The sequence below is a fragment of the Actinacidiphila polyblastidii genome, from assembly GCF_036353415.1.
Taxonomy (GTDB): Bacteria; Actinomycetota; Actinomycetes; order Streptomycetales; family Streptomycetaceae; genus Actinacidiphila; species Actinacidiphila polyblastidii.
On record NZ_JAZEWV010000032.1, the window covers coordinates 21,714 to 36,023 of the forward strand.

General features: G+C 74.7%; 14 protein-coding genes. 7 read left to right on the forward strand and 7 right to left on the reverse strand.

All coding sequences use genetic code 11. From position 1 onward, the window contains the following. Positions 1–21: 21 nt before the first annotated feature. The 3 genes from V2S66_RS27160 to V2S66_RS27170 form a co-directional block, all read right to left on the reverse strand. A complete protein-coding gene (locus tag V2S66_RS27160; protein WP_330799338.1) occupies positions 22–768 on the reverse strand; it encodes a GntR family transcriptional regulator in 747 nt (248 codons plus the stop codon). After that, positions 765–2,150, reverse strand: a complete 1,386-nt coding sequence (hmgA, locus tag V2S66_RS27165) for a homogentisate 1,2-dioxygenase (protein ID WP_413966491.1) — start codon at positions 2,148–2,150, stop codon at positions 765–767. The genes V2S66_RS27160 and hmgA overlap by 4 nt, the downstream gene beginning before the upstream one ends. Before the next feature lie 70 nt (positions 2,151–2,220). Continuing rightward, a complete protein-coding gene (locus tag V2S66_RS27170; protein WP_330799342.1) occupies positions 2,221–2,931 on the reverse strand; it encodes an SGNH/GDSL hydrolase family protein in 711 nt (236 codons plus the stop codon). A gap of 240 nt (positions 2,932–3,171) precedes the next feature. On the opposite strand from V2S66_RS27170, the gene V2S66_RS27175 reads away from it, so the two are divergent. From V2S66_RS27175 to V2S66_RS27190, 4 genes are all read left to right on the forward strand, one after another. Next, positions 3,172–3,849, forward strand: a complete 678-nt coding sequence (locus V2S66_RS27175; RefSeq protein ID WP_330799343.1) for a TetR/AcrR family transcriptional regulator — start codon at positions 3,172–3,174, stop codon at positions 3,847–3,849. A 5-nt stretch (positions 3,850–3,854) separates the two neighbouring features. Then, complete coding sequence (locus V2S66_RS27180; protein ID WP_330799344.1) at positions 3,855–4,469, forward strand: TetR/AcrR family transcriptional regulator; 615 nt, start codon at positions 3,855–3,857, stop codon at positions 4,467–4,469. A gap of 259 nt (positions 4,470–4,728) precedes the next feature. Continuing rightward, positions 4,729–6,111, forward strand: coding sequence for an aldehyde dehydrogenase family protein (locus V2S66_RS27185; protein ID WP_413966492.1), 1,383 nt, complete (start codon positions 4,729–4,731; stop codon positions 6,109–6,111). An 87-nt stretch (positions 6,112–6,198) separates the two neighbouring features. After that, positions 6,199–7,290, forward strand: a complete 1,092-nt coding sequence (locus tag V2S66_RS27190; RefSeq protein ID WP_330799346.1) for a Zn-dependent alcohol dehydrogenase — start codon at positions 6,199–6,201, stop codon at positions 7,288–7,290. A gap of 81 nt (positions 7,291–7,371) precedes the next feature. Here the strand turns inward: V2S66_RS27190 and V2S66_RS27195 are convergent, their stop codons facing one another. Together V2S66_RS27195 and V2S66_RS27200 are read right to left on the reverse strand one after the other, a co-directional pair. Beyond that, entirely contained in the window at positions 7,372–7,986 is a 615-nt protein-coding gene (locus tag V2S66_RS27195) for a DUF402 domain-containing protein (RefSeq protein WP_330799348.1), read from the reverse strand. A 40-nt stretch (positions 7,987–8,026) separates the two neighbouring features. Further along, a complete protein-coding gene (locus tag V2S66_RS27200; RefSeq protein ID WP_330799349.1) occupies positions 8,027–8,662 on the reverse strand; it encodes a TetR/AcrR family transcriptional regulator in 636 nt (211 codons plus the stop codon). A 77-nt stretch (positions 8,663–8,739) separates the two neighbouring features. On the opposite strand from V2S66_RS27200, the gene V2S66_RS27205 reads away from it, so the two are divergent. Both V2S66_RS27205 and V2S66_RS27210 read left to right on the forward strand, forming a co-directional pair. Beyond that, positions 8,740–9,888 (forward strand): acyl-CoA dehydrogenase family protein, encoded by a 1,149-nt coding sequence (locus tag V2S66_RS27205; RefSeq protein WP_330799350.1) that lies wholly within the window; start codon positions 8,740–8,742, stop codon positions 9,886–9,888. A gap of 151 nt (positions 9,889–10,039) precedes the next feature. Continuing rightward, on the forward strand, positions 10,040–10,654 hold the full coding sequence (locus V2S66_RS27210; RefSeq protein WP_330799351.1) for a TetR/AcrR family transcriptional regulator: 615 nt from the start codon (positions 10,040–10,042) through the stop codon (positions 10,652–10,654). Between the two features lie 56 nt (positions 10,655–10,710). Here V2S66_RS27210 and V2S66_RS27215 read toward each other — a convergent pair whose 3' ends face one another. Both V2S66_RS27215 and V2S66_RS27220 read right to left on the reverse strand, forming a co-directional pair. Further along, positions 10,711–11,175 (reverse strand): MaoC family dehydratase, encoded by a 465-nt coding sequence (locus V2S66_RS27215; RefSeq protein ID WP_330799352.1) that lies wholly within the window; start codon positions 11,173–11,175, stop codon positions 10,711–10,713. Positions 11,176–11,303: 128 nt separating this feature from the next. After that, positions 11,304–12,743, reverse strand: a complete 1,440-nt coding sequence (locus tag V2S66_RS27220) for an amidase (protein WP_330799353.1) — start codon at positions 12,741–12,743, stop codon at positions 11,304–11,306. A gap of 788 nt (positions 12,744–13,531) precedes the next feature. Here V2S66_RS27220 and V2S66_RS27225 point away from each other — a divergent pair. Continuing rightward, positions 13,532–14,275 (forward strand): SAM-dependent methyltransferase, encoded by a 744-nt coding sequence (locus V2S66_RS27225; protein ID WP_330799354.1) that lies wholly within the window; start codon positions 13,532–13,534, stop codon positions 14,273–14,275. Positions 14,276–14,310 lie beyond the last annotated feature (35 nt).

Sequence of the window (14,310 nt, forward strand, 5' to 3'; positions counted from 1 at the left end):
CATTGATGCTACTGACGGCGGTCAGGGCGCTTCCATGGTCACCGTGAACGAGAACCGGTCACCCCGGTAGTGGATCCGCACCACGTCGACCGCGCGGCCGGTGTCGTCGTAGGTCACCCCGGTGTAGTGCAGGATCGGGCTGAGCAGGGGCACCTGGAGCAGCCGGGCGGTCTCCGGTGAGGCCAGCCGCGCCTCGACGGTGTCGGTGATCCGGCTGATCCGCACCCCCAGCACGTCCCGCAGCACCTTCGTCATCGGCCAGCGTTCCAGGTCGGCGAGGTCGATCCGGGCAGCCAGTTCCGGCCGGACGAAGTTCTCCGCCCAGTTGGTGGGCTCGCCCGACTCGTCGCAGCGCAGCCGCCGGTAGGCCATCGCCTCGGTCAGGTCCGGCAGATGCTCGGCGGCCTCCGGCGGGAGCGGCGCGAGGCCGTGCCGCAGCACCGCGGTCCTGCCGCCGGACTGCTGTGCCACGATCGCGTCCACCGAGCCGAGCAGCCGCACCGGCGCGCCGCGCAGCGCGGTCGGCTCTATGAACGTGCCGCGCCTGCGGTGCCTGCTGATCAGCCCCTCGTCCTCCAGCTCCTTGAGCGCCTGGCGCATGGTGAGGACGCTCACGCCGTAGTGCGCGGCGAGGCCGTCCTCGGTGGGCAGGCGCAGCGGGGCGTCCGCGTGCCGGCCCAGTATCGAGGCGCGCAGCGACTGCGAGACCTGGTACCACAGCGGCAGCTTGCGGTTCAGGACCAGGGAGTCGGGGGCGAAGGAGTTCACGGGCGGAAGTTTCTCGCAAGCCCCTCCCACACCTTGTCGTACCCCTCCTGGCGGTGGCCCGCGTGCAGGGCGCCCTCGGTGGGGACCACCGGCCAGCGCGTCTCGAACATGAACGCCAGCCCGTCGTCGATCTTCTGCGGCGCCAGCTCCGCGCCGCTCGCCCGGTCGAAGGTGGTCCGGTCGGGGCCGTGCGCCGACATCATGTTGTGCAGCGAGGCGCCGCCGGGGACGAAGCCCTCGGCCTTCGCGTCGTACGCCCCCTCGACCAGGCCCATGAACTCCGACATCACGTTGCGGTGGAAGTACGGCGGGCGGAAGGTGTCCTCGCCGACCAGCCAGCGGGGCGCGAACACCACGAAGTCGGCGCCGGCCAGCCCCGGCGTGTCGGAGGGGGAGGTCAGCACGGTGAAGATCGACGGGTCCGGGTGGTCGTAGCTGATCGAGCCCAGCACGTTGAACCGGTGGAGGTCGTACACGTACGGCGCGTGGGTGCCGTGCCAGGCGACCACGTCCAGCGGGGAGTGGCCGTACCCGGCCGCCCACAGATTGCCGCCGAACTTGTTGACCACCTCGGTGTCCTCGTCGCGGTCCTCGAAGGCGGCGACCGGGGCGAGGAAGTCCCGCGCGTTGGCGAGGCCGTTGGCGCCGATCGGGCCGAGGTCGGGCAGCTGGAAGGGCTGGCCGTAGTTCTCGCACACATAGCCGCGGGCGGCGCCGTCGGGCAGCTCCACCCGGAAGCGGACGCCCCGCGGGATCAGCGCCACATGGCCGGGATCGGCCCGCAGCACCCCCAGTTCGGTCCGCAGCAGCAGCGCGCCCTGCTGCGGGACGATCAGGAACTCGCCGTCGGAGGAGGAGAAGACCCGCTGCCGCATGGAGCGGTTGGCGGCGTACCAGTGGATGCCGATGCCCTCGCGCCGCATCACATCCCCGTTCCCCCCCACGGTGACCAGGCCCTGCACGAAGTCGGCGGGCTCGTCCGGCAGCGGCAGCGGGCCCCACCGCAGCCGGTTGGGATCGGGCTCCACGTCCTGGAAGGGCGCACTGCGCAACGCCCCGTTGCCGATGCGGCGGAACGGCGGATGGGCCGCCGAGGGCCGGATGCGGTAGAGCCAGCTGCGCCGGTTGCGGGCGCGCGGCTCGGTGAACGCGCTGCCGCTCAACTGCTCGGCGTAGAGCCCGAAGGGCGCGCGCTGCGGGGCGTTGCGCCCGACCGGCAGCGCGCCGGGCACCGCTTCCGTGCTGTGCTCGTTCCCGAAACCGGGGAGGTAGGCGAGGCGGGGGTCCCCGCCGGACCCGCCCGCACCGCCGCCGCCCGCGCTGCCGTCCGTGGTGGTCGCCGTGAGTTCCGTGGTCCCGCTGCCGCCGCCCGAGCCGTTCATGCCGTGCTCCCCGCCGTCGTCGCCGTCGTGATTCCTATGCTGAGCCATAGGAATCACGGCGGCAACCCCCTCAGGCGCGGCCTGTGGAAAACCCGCCGGCCGCGATCCGCCCGCTCAGCGCCCGCACCGTGGCCGCGGCGATCACCGCGTGGCCGCGGGCGCTCGCGTGCACCGGATCCGCGCTGTACAGGTCGCGGTCGGCCACCGCGGGATGGTCGTACATCGGCACCACCACCGCGTCGTACGCCGCCGCGGCCTCGCGCATGACCGCGTTGAGCGCCGCGACGCCCTGCGCCAGCGGCCCGCCGCGCAGTTCGGGCACCGCCGCGGTGACGTCCGCCAGCGCGAAGACGACGAAGGTCCTGCCGGGGGCGGCGAGACGGGCGAAGAGCAGGTCGAGTTCGCGCGCCAGGCGGGCGGGGGAGAAGCCGGGCAGCAGCAGGTCGTTGCCTCCGCAGACCACGGCGACCAGGTCGGGCGCGAGCGCGGCCGCCCGGTCGGCCTGCGACTCCCGCACCTGCGCCGCGGTCAGTCCGCGCACCCCCAGGTTGGCATAGGAGAGCGCCGGCGCCGCGGTGCGCAGCGCTTCCGCCACCCGGTCGGCCCAGGAGGCGGTGCGGTAGCCGGGCAGCGGGTCGCCGACGCCCTCGGCGAGGCTGTCGCCGACCACCGCGAAGGAGGCCCAGGGCGCGCCGCGCAGCAGCCGGCCGCTCTCGCCCTCCCCGAGGCAGTGCGGGTCGGCGGCCTCCGCCGCGAAGGAGGTGGCGGTGTCGTGGGTCATCTCAGGACTCCTTCGTGCCGGCGCGCCGGACGTGGCAGCGCTGGAGGTCGCAGCGCCGGAGGTGGATGGGCCGGACGTGGGTGCGGCGGAGGGCGCGGCCGTTCCCGGCCTCGTTCCCGGCCCCCCAGGATGAAGATGCGTACTGTCGGTACGGAACATACATACCGAAGGTATGTGACTGTCAAGGGGCGAGCGGTTGGCTAGGGTGGACCCGCATCCCGTACGACAGGAGGGTGGCCCGTGGCAGCAGCGCGCACAGGCTCCGGAAGCCGGCAGGGCGCGGCCGGTCCCGCGGCCGCGGCCGCACGCGGGGGAGTCGCGCCCGTCGCGGGGCGGCGGCAGCGGGAGCGCTCGGACGCCACGGTCGAGGACCTGCTCGCGGCCGCCCGCGCGCTCTTCGCCGCGGAGGGCTACACCGCCGCCTCCCTGGACGCCGTCTGCGAACGGGCGGGGGTCACCAAGGGCGCCCTCTACCACCACTTCGCGGGCAAGCGGCAGCTCTTCGGCGCCGTCTACGCCCGCGAGCAGCAGCGGCTCGCCGACACCGTCACGGCCGCGTACCTGCGGGAGGACGATCCCTGGGAGGCGGTGTTCCAGGGCGGCCGCGCCTATCTGGAGGCGTCGCTCGACCCCGAGGTGCAGCGGATCACGCTCTTCGACGCGCCCGGCGCCGTCGGCTGGGAGGCGATGCGCGAACTCGGCGTCAATTGCCGCGACCTGACCCTGCGCGGGATCGCCCGCGCGATCAGGCGGGGGGCGATCGCGCCCCGGCCCGCAGAGCCGCTGACCTCGATCCTCTACGGGGGCCTGAGCGAGAGCGCCATGGCCATCGCGCGCGCCGACGACCCGCGCGAAGCGCTGCAGGAGGCGCTCGCCGACCTGCGCGTGCTCTTCGACGCGCTCGCGACCGGGGCCTGAGCGCCGTGCCGTCCCCCGGGGACCCGCGCGGCGCAGACGGCGGCCTGCGCCGCGTCCCCGTGCAGCGGCGCAGCGCCGAGCGGCTGGCCCGGATCCTGGACGCCTGCGCCCGTGAGCTGGACGAGGTCGGCTACGAGCGGCTGAGCACCCGCGCGGTCGCGGCCCGCGCGGGCGTGCCGATCGGCTCGGTGTACCGGTTCTTCTCCGACAAGCGCGCGATGACCGACGCCCTCGCGCACCGCAACCTCGACGACTTCCTGCACCGCGCCGCCGCCCGCCTGGGCGAACCCGCGACCGGCGCGGACTGGCGCACCGCGGTCGATGTCCTGGTCGACGAGTACACGGCCATGAAGCGCACCGCGCCGGGCTTCGCGCTGGTGGACTTCGGGGTGCCGGGGGAGACCAACGAGGACCTCGCCGACCGGCTCCCCGCGCTGCTCGGCGACCGGCTGACCACCGACGCCGCCGACCCGCGGCTGCGCCTCGCGCTGGTGGTCGCCGTGGAGACCGCGGACGCCGCGCTGCAGTTGGCCTTCCGCACCGCGCCGGCCGGGGACCCGCGGGTGATCGCCGAGACCAAGCAGCTGCTGCGCGCGTACCTGGGCACGGTGATGGCGTGACCCCTGGCCGCCCATCCCCGGTGCCGTGCGGACGGCCGGTGCGGTGGTCGGGTGCGGCGGTCCGGGGCCGCAGCCGGGTGCGGTGGTCCGGCGCGGGTGACCGACGGCACCCGGCGCCCCCTGGCCAGACAAAACTAACAGCGCTAGTTTGGGCGCTGGACGACACCCAGCGGGCGACCCGGGAGGCGGCGCAGTGGCCGACGAGACCAAGCAGCAGGAGCCGGAGGGCGCCGGGCGCGTCCATCAGGGCCGCGACGGCCTGTTCGTCGGCGGCCAGTGGCGGCTCGCCTCCGGCGGCGAGCACATCGACGTGATCGACCCGGTGACCGAGAAGGTCGTCGGCCAGGTCCCGGCGGGCACCGCGCAGGACGTCGACGACGCCGTACGGGCGGCGCGCGCCGCGCTGCCCGGCTGGGCGGCCACCCCGCCGGCCCGGCGCGGCGCGGTCCTGGCCGCGGTCCGCGACCTGATGGCCGCGCGCAGGGCCGACATCGTCGCCACCGTCCAGGCGGAGCTGGGCGCGCCGGCGGCCTTCGCCGCCGCGGTGCACACCGACATGCCGACCGCCGTCATGGGCACCTTCGCCGACCTGGCCGCCGAGCACCCCTTCGAGGAGAAGGTCGGCAACTCGCGGGTCTACCAGGAGCCGGTGGGCGTGGTCGGCGCGATCACCCCCTGGAACTACCCGCTGCACCAGATCGTCGCCAAGGTCGCGCCGGCGTTGGCGGCGGGCTGCACCGTGGTGCTCAAGCCCGCCGAGGACACCCCGCTGGTCGCCCAGCTCTTCGCGGAGATCCTCGCGGCCGCCGGGCTGCCCGCCGGCGTGTTCAACCTGGTCACCGGGCTCGGCCCGGTCGCCGGGCAGGCGCTCGCGGAGCACCCGGGGGTTGACCTCGTCTCGTTCACCGGCTCCACCGCCGTCGGGCGCCGCATCGGCGCGGCGGCGGGCGGCGCGGTCAAGCGCGTCGCCCTCGAACTCGGCGGCAAGTCGGCGAGCGTCATCCTGCCCGGCGCCGACCTACCCCGCGCGGTCAACGTCAGCCTGGCGAACGTGTTCGCCAACTCCGGCCAGACGTGCAGCGCCTGGACCCGCATGCTGGTGGACGCCGAGCGCTACGACGAGGCGGTGGAGCTGGCCGCCGCCGCGGCCGCCAAGTACCGGCCGGGCGAGCGCCTCGGCCCGGTGGTCAACGCCCGGCAGCGCGACCGGGTGCGCGGCTACATCCGCAAGGGCGCCGAGGACGGCGCGCGGATCGTCGCGGGCGGCCCCGACGCACCCGAGGACCTCGGCACCGGCTACTACGTGCGGGCGACCGTGCTCGCCGACGTCGAACCGGAGGCGACCGTCGCCCAGGAGGAGATCTTCGGCCCGGTCGTCGTGCTCATCCGCTACCAGGACGAGGAGGACGCGCTCCGGATCGCCAACGGCACGGTCTACGGGCTGGCCGGCGCGGTCTGGGGTCCCGACGAGGAGACCGCGGTCGCCTTCGCCCGCCGGATGGACACCGGCCAGGTGGACATCAACGGCGGCCGGTTCAACCCGCGCGCGCCGTTCGGCGGCTACAAGCAGTCGGGTGTCGGGCGCGAGCTGGGCGCCCACGGCCTCGCGGAGTACCTGCAGACCAAGTCGCTCCAGTTCTGATCCCGTTGGTCCAGCTCCCCAGCCCCAGCCCCCAGCCTCCCGCCGTCCAGCCGCCCAGCCGCCCGCGATGAACCGCTAGGAGATCCCGTGGTCCGCGCCGCCGTCCTGCCCGCCGTCAACGCCCCGCTGACCGTCACCGAGATCGACCTGCCCGCGCCGGGGCCCGGTCAGGTGCGGGTGCGGCTCGCCGCCGCCGGCGTGTGCCACTCGGACCTGTCGCTCTCCAACGGCACCCTGCGCCAGCCCGCGCCCGCCGTGCTCGGCCACGAGGGGGCCGGCACGGTCGTCTCCGTCGGGGAGGGCGTCGGCCATGTCGCACCCGGCGACCGCGTGGTGCTCAACTGGGCTCCCGCGTGCGGCGACTGCCACTTCTGCGGCCTCGGCGAACCCTGGCTGTGCGCCCGCGCGGGCAACGCCGCCGCGGTCCCGTACGCGACGCTCGCCGCCGACGGCGGCGCCCTCTACCCGGGGCTGGGCACCGCCGCCTTCGCCGAGGAGACCGTCGTGGGCGCGAGCGCCGTGCTGCCGCTGCCCGACGGCATTCCGCTGACCGACGCCGCGCTGCTCGGTTGCGCGGTGCTCACCGGCTACGGCGCGGTGCACCACTCGGCGGCGGTGCGCGGCGGCGAGAGCGTCGCGGTGTTCGGCGTCGGAGGGGTCGGCCTCGCCGTGCTGCAGTCCGCCCGGATCGCGGGCGCGGGACGGATCATCGCGGTGGACGTCTCCCCGGCCAAGGAGGAGCTGGCCAGGGCCGCGGGCGCCACCGACTTCCTGGCCGCCTCGCCCGACGGCAAGGACACCGCGAAGCGCATCCGCGCGCTCACCGGCGGGTTCGGGGCCGACGTGGCCATCGAGTGCGTCGGCCGCGCCGACACCATCCGCACCGCGTGGTCGGCCACCCGGCGCGGCGGCCGCACGACGGTCGTGGGCATCGGCGGGCAGGACCAGCAGGTGACCTTCTCGGCGCTGGAACTCTTCTACTTCGGCCGCACGTTGTCAGGCTGCGTGTACGGCAACTGCGACCCGTCCAAGGACCTCCCCGTCCTCGCCGAGCACGTCAGGGCCGGCCGTCTCGACCTGTCCGCCATGGTGACCGACCGGATCGGCCTCGACGGCATCCCGGCGGCGTTCGAGGCCATGACGGCAGGCCGTGGCGGCCGGGCCCTGGTCGTCTTCTGACCCGCGGGCCCGCCGTCCCGCCGGGCCGTCCGCCCCCGGCCGCCACGCCCGGCCACCCGGCCACCGGCGACCGCGTCGCGCTCACGCCACCATGGCCAGCCAGCGTTCGTGCGCCCCGCCGAAGGGGCCCGCACCCTCCCTGACCGCGTCCATCAGCCACCGCGCCGACTCCTCCGCCGCGGCGACCACCTCCGGCGGATAGCCGTACCGCACCTGGTGCTCCGCGAACTCGTCCTCGTCCACCAGCAGCGGCAGCACCTTGCCGCGCTTGCGCAGCACGTCGAGATCCAGGTCGACCATGGTCACGTCGTCGGGCGCGGGCCAGCGCGGCGGGGTGGTGATGTCGCAGTAGATCTCGGTGCTGCGCGGCGCCGCGTTGAAGGCCGCGGTCCACCAGGCGTCACGCGGGAAGAGGATGACGTGCGCCTCGGCCAGCGGGACCGCGGGCGCGTGGCCCTTGCGCATCACGCTGTCGGCGGGCAGTCCCAGCCAGACGCCGTGCCGGTCCTCGCCGAGCCGCCGCATCCTCAGGTTCCAGTGCAGCGTGCCGTCGTACTTGTGGTAATCGACCTGGACGAGTCCGTCGGCGCGGGTGGGCGCGTCCCCCCGCCCGTCCGGGGCCTGCGCCGCGTCGCCCTTCGCCGCCTCGCTCTCCCGGTCGGGCCGGTGTGGTGGTGTGTGCGCTGTCGTCGGCATGGACGCCATCCTCCCCGGTACCGCGCACCCCCACCCGGAATTATTTCACCGCGGCCCTGAACTGGAGGTCCAGTCCGTCGACCAGGGCGCGCAGGCCGGTCTCGAAGGCGGCGTTGTCCACGCGTTCCTGATGGCGGGCCAGCAGGTGCGCCTGGCCGAGGTGCGGGTAGTCCGCCGGGTCGTAGGCCTGCGCGTCGCCGACGAAGCCGGCCGCGAAGGAGCCGAGGGCGGAGCCGGTGACGAAGTACCGCATCAGCGCGCCGATCCGGGTGGCCTGGGCGGGCGGCCAGCCCGCCTCGACCATGCCGCCGAAGACGGCGTCGGCCATCCTCAGCCCGGCGGGGCGGAGGCCGGGCCCGGTGGCGAGCAGCGGCACGATGTTCGGATGGTCGGACAGCGCGGCCCGGTAGGAGCGGCCCCAGCGCAGCAGCGCGGTCCGCCAGTCGGTGCCGTCGCCGAACATCGACAGGTCGACCTGGCCGGTCACCGTGTCCGCGGCGGCGTCGAGGATCGCCTCCTTGGTGGCGAAGTGGTTGTAGAGGGACGGTCCGCTGACTCCCAGCACGGCGGCGAGTCGCCGTGTCGACAGGGCCGCGAGCCCCTCCTCGTCGATCAGGCCGAGCGCCGCCGTGACGATGCGGTCGCGGCTGAGCAGGGGCTTGCGGGGGCGGGCCATGCGGCACATAGTAGAGGCTGCCGCCAGAAAACTAGCGGTGGTAGTTTCGAAGGGGGCGAAGGGGTCCGGGTGTCGCAGTGAACCTTGAGCTGTCCGAGGAGCAGGCCGCGGCGAAGGAGCTGGCCAGGGACTTCACCGCGCGCGAGATCAGCCCGCACGCGGTGGAGTGGGACCGCGCGGAGAGCGTGGACCGGGGCATCGTCAAGAAGCTCGGCGACGTCGGCTTCCTCGGTCTGACCATCCCGGAGCAGTACGGCGGCTCGGGCGGCGACCACCTCGCGTACTGCCTGGTGACCGAGGAGCTGGGCCGCGGCGACTCCTCGGTGCGCGGCATCGTCTCGGTCTCCCTCGGCCTGGTGGCGAAGTCCGTCGCGCACTGGGGCGACGAGGCGCAGAAGGCGCGGTGGCTGCCGCGGCTGACGTCCGGCGAGGCGGTCGGCTGCTTCGGGCTGACCGAGCCGGGTACGGGCTCCGACGCCGCCAACCTCACCACCCGCGCGGTCCGCGACGGCGGCGACTACGTGATCACCGGCAGCAAGATGTTCATCACCAACGGCACCTGGGCCGACGTGGTGCTGCTCTTCGCCCGCACCGGCGGCGAAGGCCACCGCGGCGTCAGCGCCTTCCTGGTGCCGGCCGACACCCCGGGCCTGACCCGGCGTGAGATCCACGGCAAGCTCGGCCTGCGCGGCCAGGCCACCGCGGAACTGGTGCTGGACGAGGTGCGGGTGCCGGCCGACGCCGTGCTGGGCCCGGTCGGCAAGGGCTTCTCGGTGGCGATGTCCGCGCTCGCCAAGGGCCGGATGTCGGTCGCGGCGGGCTGCGTGGGGATCGCGCAGGCGTGCCTGGACGCGGCGGTGGCGTACGCGGGGCAGCGCGAGCAGTTCGGCGCGCCGATCGCCGGCCGCCAGCTGGTCCAGGAGCTGCTGGCCGACATCGCGGTGGACGTGGACGCCGCGCGGCTGCTCACCTGGCGGGTCGCCGACCTGATCGACCGCGGGCTGCCCTTCGCCACCGAGTCCTCGGTCGCCAAGCTGTACGCGAGCGAGGCCGCCGTGCGCTGCGCCAACAACGCGCTGCAGGTCTTCGGCGGCTACGGCTACATCGACGAGTACCCGGCGGGGAAGCTGCTGCGGGACGCCCGGGTGATGACCCTGTACGAGGGGACCAGCCAGATACACAAGCTGCTGATCGGACGGGCGCTGACCGGGGTGTCCGCCTTCTGAGCGGTGGCCGGGCAGCCCGGCGCCGGGTGGCACCGCGCCGCGTGGCGGCGGCCGGACCGACCTGACATAAGCTACTGCTTAGTATCTAAGCGCTTGCTCACCTTCCGGGTAGGGTGTGACCCTGTCAACGGACCGGTGGGAGGAGCGCGCGATGACTGCGGAGGCGGCAACCGGCGAGGCGTGGGGAGACATCACCCCCGACGCCGCGAGGCGGCTGGTGGTCGCCGCGGTGCAGGCGTTCGCCGAGCGCGGCTACCACGCGACCACCACCCGCGACATCGCCGGACGGGCGGGCATGAGCCCCGCCGCGCTCTACATCCACTACAAGACCAAGGAAGAGCTGCTCTACCAGATCAGCAAGGTCGGCCACCAGCGCTCGCTGGCGATGCTCGCCGAGGCCAGGGACGCCGGAGGCGGCGCCGCCGAGCGGCTGGCGGGCGCGGTCCGCGCGTTCGTCCGCTGGCACGCCGAGCACCACACCACGGGCCGGGTCGTCCAGTACGAGCTGGGGGCGCTGGCGCCCGAGCACTACACGGAGATCGTGGCGCTGCGCCGGCAGAGCGAGGACGCGATCCGCTCGATCATCAAGGAAGGCGTCACCGAGGGCGTCTTCGACGTGCCCGAGGTGTCGGGCACCACGCTCGCAGTGCTGTCGCTCTGCATCGACGTGGCCCGCTGGTTCAACCCGGAGGGCCGCAGGACGCCCGACGAGGTCGGCGCGCTCTACGCCGACCTCGTCCTGCGCATGGTCCGCCAGGCGGACTGACCCCGGTTCCGGCTGGGCCCCGGCCGGAACCGGATTCCCACCGACGGAGCCGTTCGTCACAGGTAGAAGCGCGCGACCGTCTCCGCGACGCACACCGGCTTCTCGCCGCCCTCGCGCTCGATCGTCACCCGGGTCACCAGCTGGATGCCGCCGCCCGCCTCGGTCACCTCGGCGATCACCGCAGTCCCGCGCAGCCGCGACCCCACCGGTACGGAGGCGGGGAAGCGCACCTTGTTGACGCCGTAGTTGACGCCCATCTTCACGCCCTCGACCCGGAACAGCTGCGGGGTCAGCGAGGGGATCAGCGACAAGGTCAGGAAGCCGTGCGCGATGGTCGTGCCGAAGGGTCCGCCCGCGGCGCGCTCGGGGTCGACGTGGATCCACTGGTGGTCGCCGGTGGCCTCCGCGAACTGGTCGATCCGCTTCTGCTCGATCTCCAGCCACTCGGTCCAGCCGAGCTGCTCGCCGACGGCGGCGCGCAGTTCGTCGGGCGAGGCGAAGACGCGGGGCTGCTGCGACATGGGAAGGGCCTCCGGTTCGGGTTACCAAGCGCTTGCTCAGCAGCATGGTTCCGGTCGTCCGGCCTGTCAACGCCCCGCGCCCCGAGGTCCGTGTGCCCCGGCTGTTCCCGTGCCCGGCCCCTCGCGCGCTACGCCGTCCACACCGGCGGCCGCCGGTCCGCCCACGGCCTGGCCTGTTCCAGCTGCGCGGAGAGCGAGACGAGCGTCGCGTCCTCGCCGTAGCGGCCGCCCAGCATCACGCCGATCGGCAGGCCGTCCTCCGTCCAGTGCAGGGGGAGGCTGACCGCGGGCTGCCCGGTCGCGTTGTATAGCGGGGTGAAGGGCGTGAAACGTCCCATCGCCTCGAACTCCGCCGAGGGGTCCGCGTCGTCGCGCAGCCCGCCGACCAGGCTGGGCGGCTGCGCCAGCGTGGGGGAGAGCAGCACGTCGTACGAGGAGAGCAGCGCGTCGGCGATCAGCTGGCCCAGGGCGCGGAAGGCGTAGAGCGCGCCGGCGAAGTCCACGCCGCCGACCCCGGCGCCGGCCGCCCGCAGATGCCGGGTCAGCGGCATCAGCAGCTCCTGGTGCTGCGGCGGGACCGGGCGCATCGCGGCCAGCACCGACCACACGGCCTCGAAGACCTTCTTGACCGACTCGTCGACGGGCAGCTCCAGCTCGTCGACCTCGTGGCCCAGCTCGCGCAGCAGGTCGGCGGCCGCGTCGTGGGCCGCCCGGCAGTCCGGGTGCAGCCCGACCCCCGGGATCGGCGGCTGCGGCAGCGCGGCGATCCGCAGCCGCCCCGGCTCCCTGCGGGCGTACGCGGCGAAGGTCTCGCCGGGCGGCAGCGAGGGGGCGCCGTACGGGCTTCCGGGCATCGGTCCCGTCAGCACGTCGAGCAGCGTGGCGGCGTCGGCGACGGTACGGGCCAGCGGGCCCGAGGTGCTGAGTCCGGTCACGTCGTGCTGCACCGGCCCCATGCTGACGCGGCCGCGGCTCGGCTTGATGCCGAAGAGTCCGCAGGCGGACGCGGGGATGCGGATCGAGCCGCCGCCGTCGCTGGCCTGCGCGAGCGGGGCGAGCCCGGCGGCGACCGCGGCCGCCGCGCCGCCGCTGGAACCGCCGGCCGAGCGCGTCAGGTCCCACGGGGTGCGGGCGGGCGGCGCGAGGCGGTTCTCGGTGTACGCCGGCAGCCCGAACTCGGGGGTGTTCGTCTTGCCGAGCAGGATCGTGCCGGCCGCCCGCAGCAGCGTCACGACGTGGTCGTCGACGTCCGGCACGAAGTCGGAGAAGGCGGCGCTGCCGAAGGTGCAGCGCACCCCCGCGACCATGTTGAGGTCCTTCACCGGTACCGGGACGCCGTGCAGCGGGGGCAGTGCGCCGCCCTCCCGGCGCGCGGCGACCGCCTGTGCCTCGGCCTCCGCGGCCTGCTTGCGGGCGATCTCCGCGGTCACCGTCATGAACGCGCCGAGCGTGGCGCCGTGCCGCTCGATCCTGGCCAGATAGTGGTCGGTCAGCTCGACCGGGGAGAGGGAGCCGTCGCGAACGGCCGCGGCCTGCTCCACTGCCGTCAGATCGTGCAACTCGCCCATGCCGTCCGCCCTTCGCCCGCCCCGCCCGGAAATCCGCGCCGCCCGCGGCCCGGCGCGATCCTCGCACTACCGAGCGGTAACGGCCATACCCCCTACCGGGGGAAGCCACACCACCGACCCGCACGCACGGCGTCAGCCACCCCGACCCCGGCGGATCGCCCCGCGGGCAGCCGTCCCGGCCGATTCGGCCTTCGGCCGGAGGAGGCCTGCGCCCGCGCGGGGCGGCCGGGGTGTGCCCCGGCCGGTCGGCTGCGGGCACGCCGGGCCGGCCTGCTTTGCCTTCGGCTGGACGAGGCCGCGTCCGCGCGGGCCAGCGGGGGCGGCTTGGTGTGCTCGGCAGGTCCGCCGCAGGGCTGCCGTGCCCGGCCTGCTTTGCCTTCGGCCGCCACAGGGCCGCGGCCGCGCGGCCAGGCGGCGGCAGCCGGTCCGCCCTGGGCGGCGGATCACGGCCGCAGCCGGTCTGCCCCCGGCGGTGGATCGCGGCCGGCGCCCGCGCGGCCCGTCGGGGGCTGGGCGGCGCGTCACGGCCTGCGGCCGGGCCAGTTGGCAGCCGTCCGCCCCCCGGGCGGCGGGTCGCGCCCGTCGGCCGCGCGGCCCGGCTGGAGGCGCCCCCCGGGCGGCGGGAGCCGTGGTCACGCGCGCGGCGTGGATAAACGGTGGCACCGTGTCGGATGATCGGGCAGCATGCCCGCGACCGTCAGCCCGGCCGGCAGGCCACCGGCCTGGGACCGTTACCCCGGCCGGCAGGCCACCGGCCACCCACTGGACCGCTTCCGCGAGGACCCCGTATGAGCCTGCGACACCACGAGATCTCCGAGTCCCGGCACCGCATCCTGAATCCGATCACCGAGGAGAAGCTGATGCTGCTCGGGGAGGTGTGCGGGCTGCGGGAGGGGCAGCGGCAGCTGGATCTGGCGTGCGGGAAGGGGGAGATGCTGTGCCGGTGGGCCGAGCGGTACGGGATCGGGGGTGTCGGGGTGGACCTCAGCGAGGTGTTCCTCACGGCGGCCAGGGAGCGGGCGGTCGAGCTGGGGGTGGCGGACCGGGTGGGCTTCGAGCGGGGCGACGCGGGGGCGTACCGGGCGGAGCCGGCGGCGTACGACGTGGTGTCGTGTGTCGGGGCGACGTGGATCGGCGGCGGGCTCGCGGGGACCATCGAGCTGCTGCGGCCGGCGCTGCGGCCGGGCGGCCTGATGCTGATCGGCGAGCCGTACTGGACCGAGGACGTGCCGCCCGAGGCGTACGAGGCGAACGAGGTCGAGCCGGACGACTTCGCCTCGCTCGCCGGGACGCTGGACCGGTTCGAGGCGGCCGGGATGGAGCTCGTCGAGATGGTGCTGGCCGACGGCGACAGCTGGGACCGCTACGCCGCCTCGCAGTGGCTCACGATCTCCGACTGGCTGCGCGCCGACCCGGGGCATCCGGACGCCGCGGACATGCGGCTGTTCCTCGACCACGCCCGCCGCACCCACCTCACCTACAACCGGCGCTACATGGGCTGGGGTGTCTTCGTGCTGCGCGTCGCGGCATAACCGCAGGCGGCGGGGGTTCGCGGCGCCGGGCCGGC

What these genes read in the sequence shown, in the direction of transcription:
- V2S66_RS27200 (WP_330799349.1), bottom strand. Translation starts at nt 8,662, where the DNA reads ATGGCCCGCCCCCGCAAGCCCCTGCTCAGCCGCGACCGCATCGTCACG.
- V2S66_RS27195 (WP_330799348.1), bottom strand. Translation starts at nt 7,986, where the DNA reads ATGCCGACGACAGCGCACACACCACCACACCGGCCCGACCGGGAGAGC.
- V2S66_RS27215 (WP_330799352.1), bottom strand. Translation starts at nt 11,175, where the DNA reads ATGTCGCAGCAGCCCCGCGTCTTCGCCTCGCCCGACGAACTGCGCGCC.
- V2S66_RS27220 (WP_330799353.1), bottom strand. Translation starts at nt 12,743, where the DNA reads ATGGGCGAGTTGCACGATCTGACGGCAGTGGAGCAGGCCGCGGCCGTT.
- V2S66_RS27225 (WP_330799354.1), top strand. Translation starts at nt 13,532, where the DNA reads ATGAGCCTGCGACACCACGAGATCTCCGAGTCCCGGCACCGCATCCTG.
- V2S66_RS27170 (WP_330799342.1), bottom strand. Translation starts at nt 2,931, where the DNA reads ATGACCCACGACACCGCCACCTCCTTCGCGGCGGAGGCCGCCGACCCG.
- hmgA (WP_413966491.1), bottom strand. Translation starts at nt 2,150, where the DNA reads ATGAACGGCTCGGGCGGCGGCAGCGGGACCACGGAACTCACGGCGACC.
- V2S66_RS27210 (WP_330799351.1), top strand. Translation starts at nt 10,040, where the DNA reads ATGACTGCGGAGGCGGCAACCGGCGAGGCGTGGGGAGACATCACCCCC.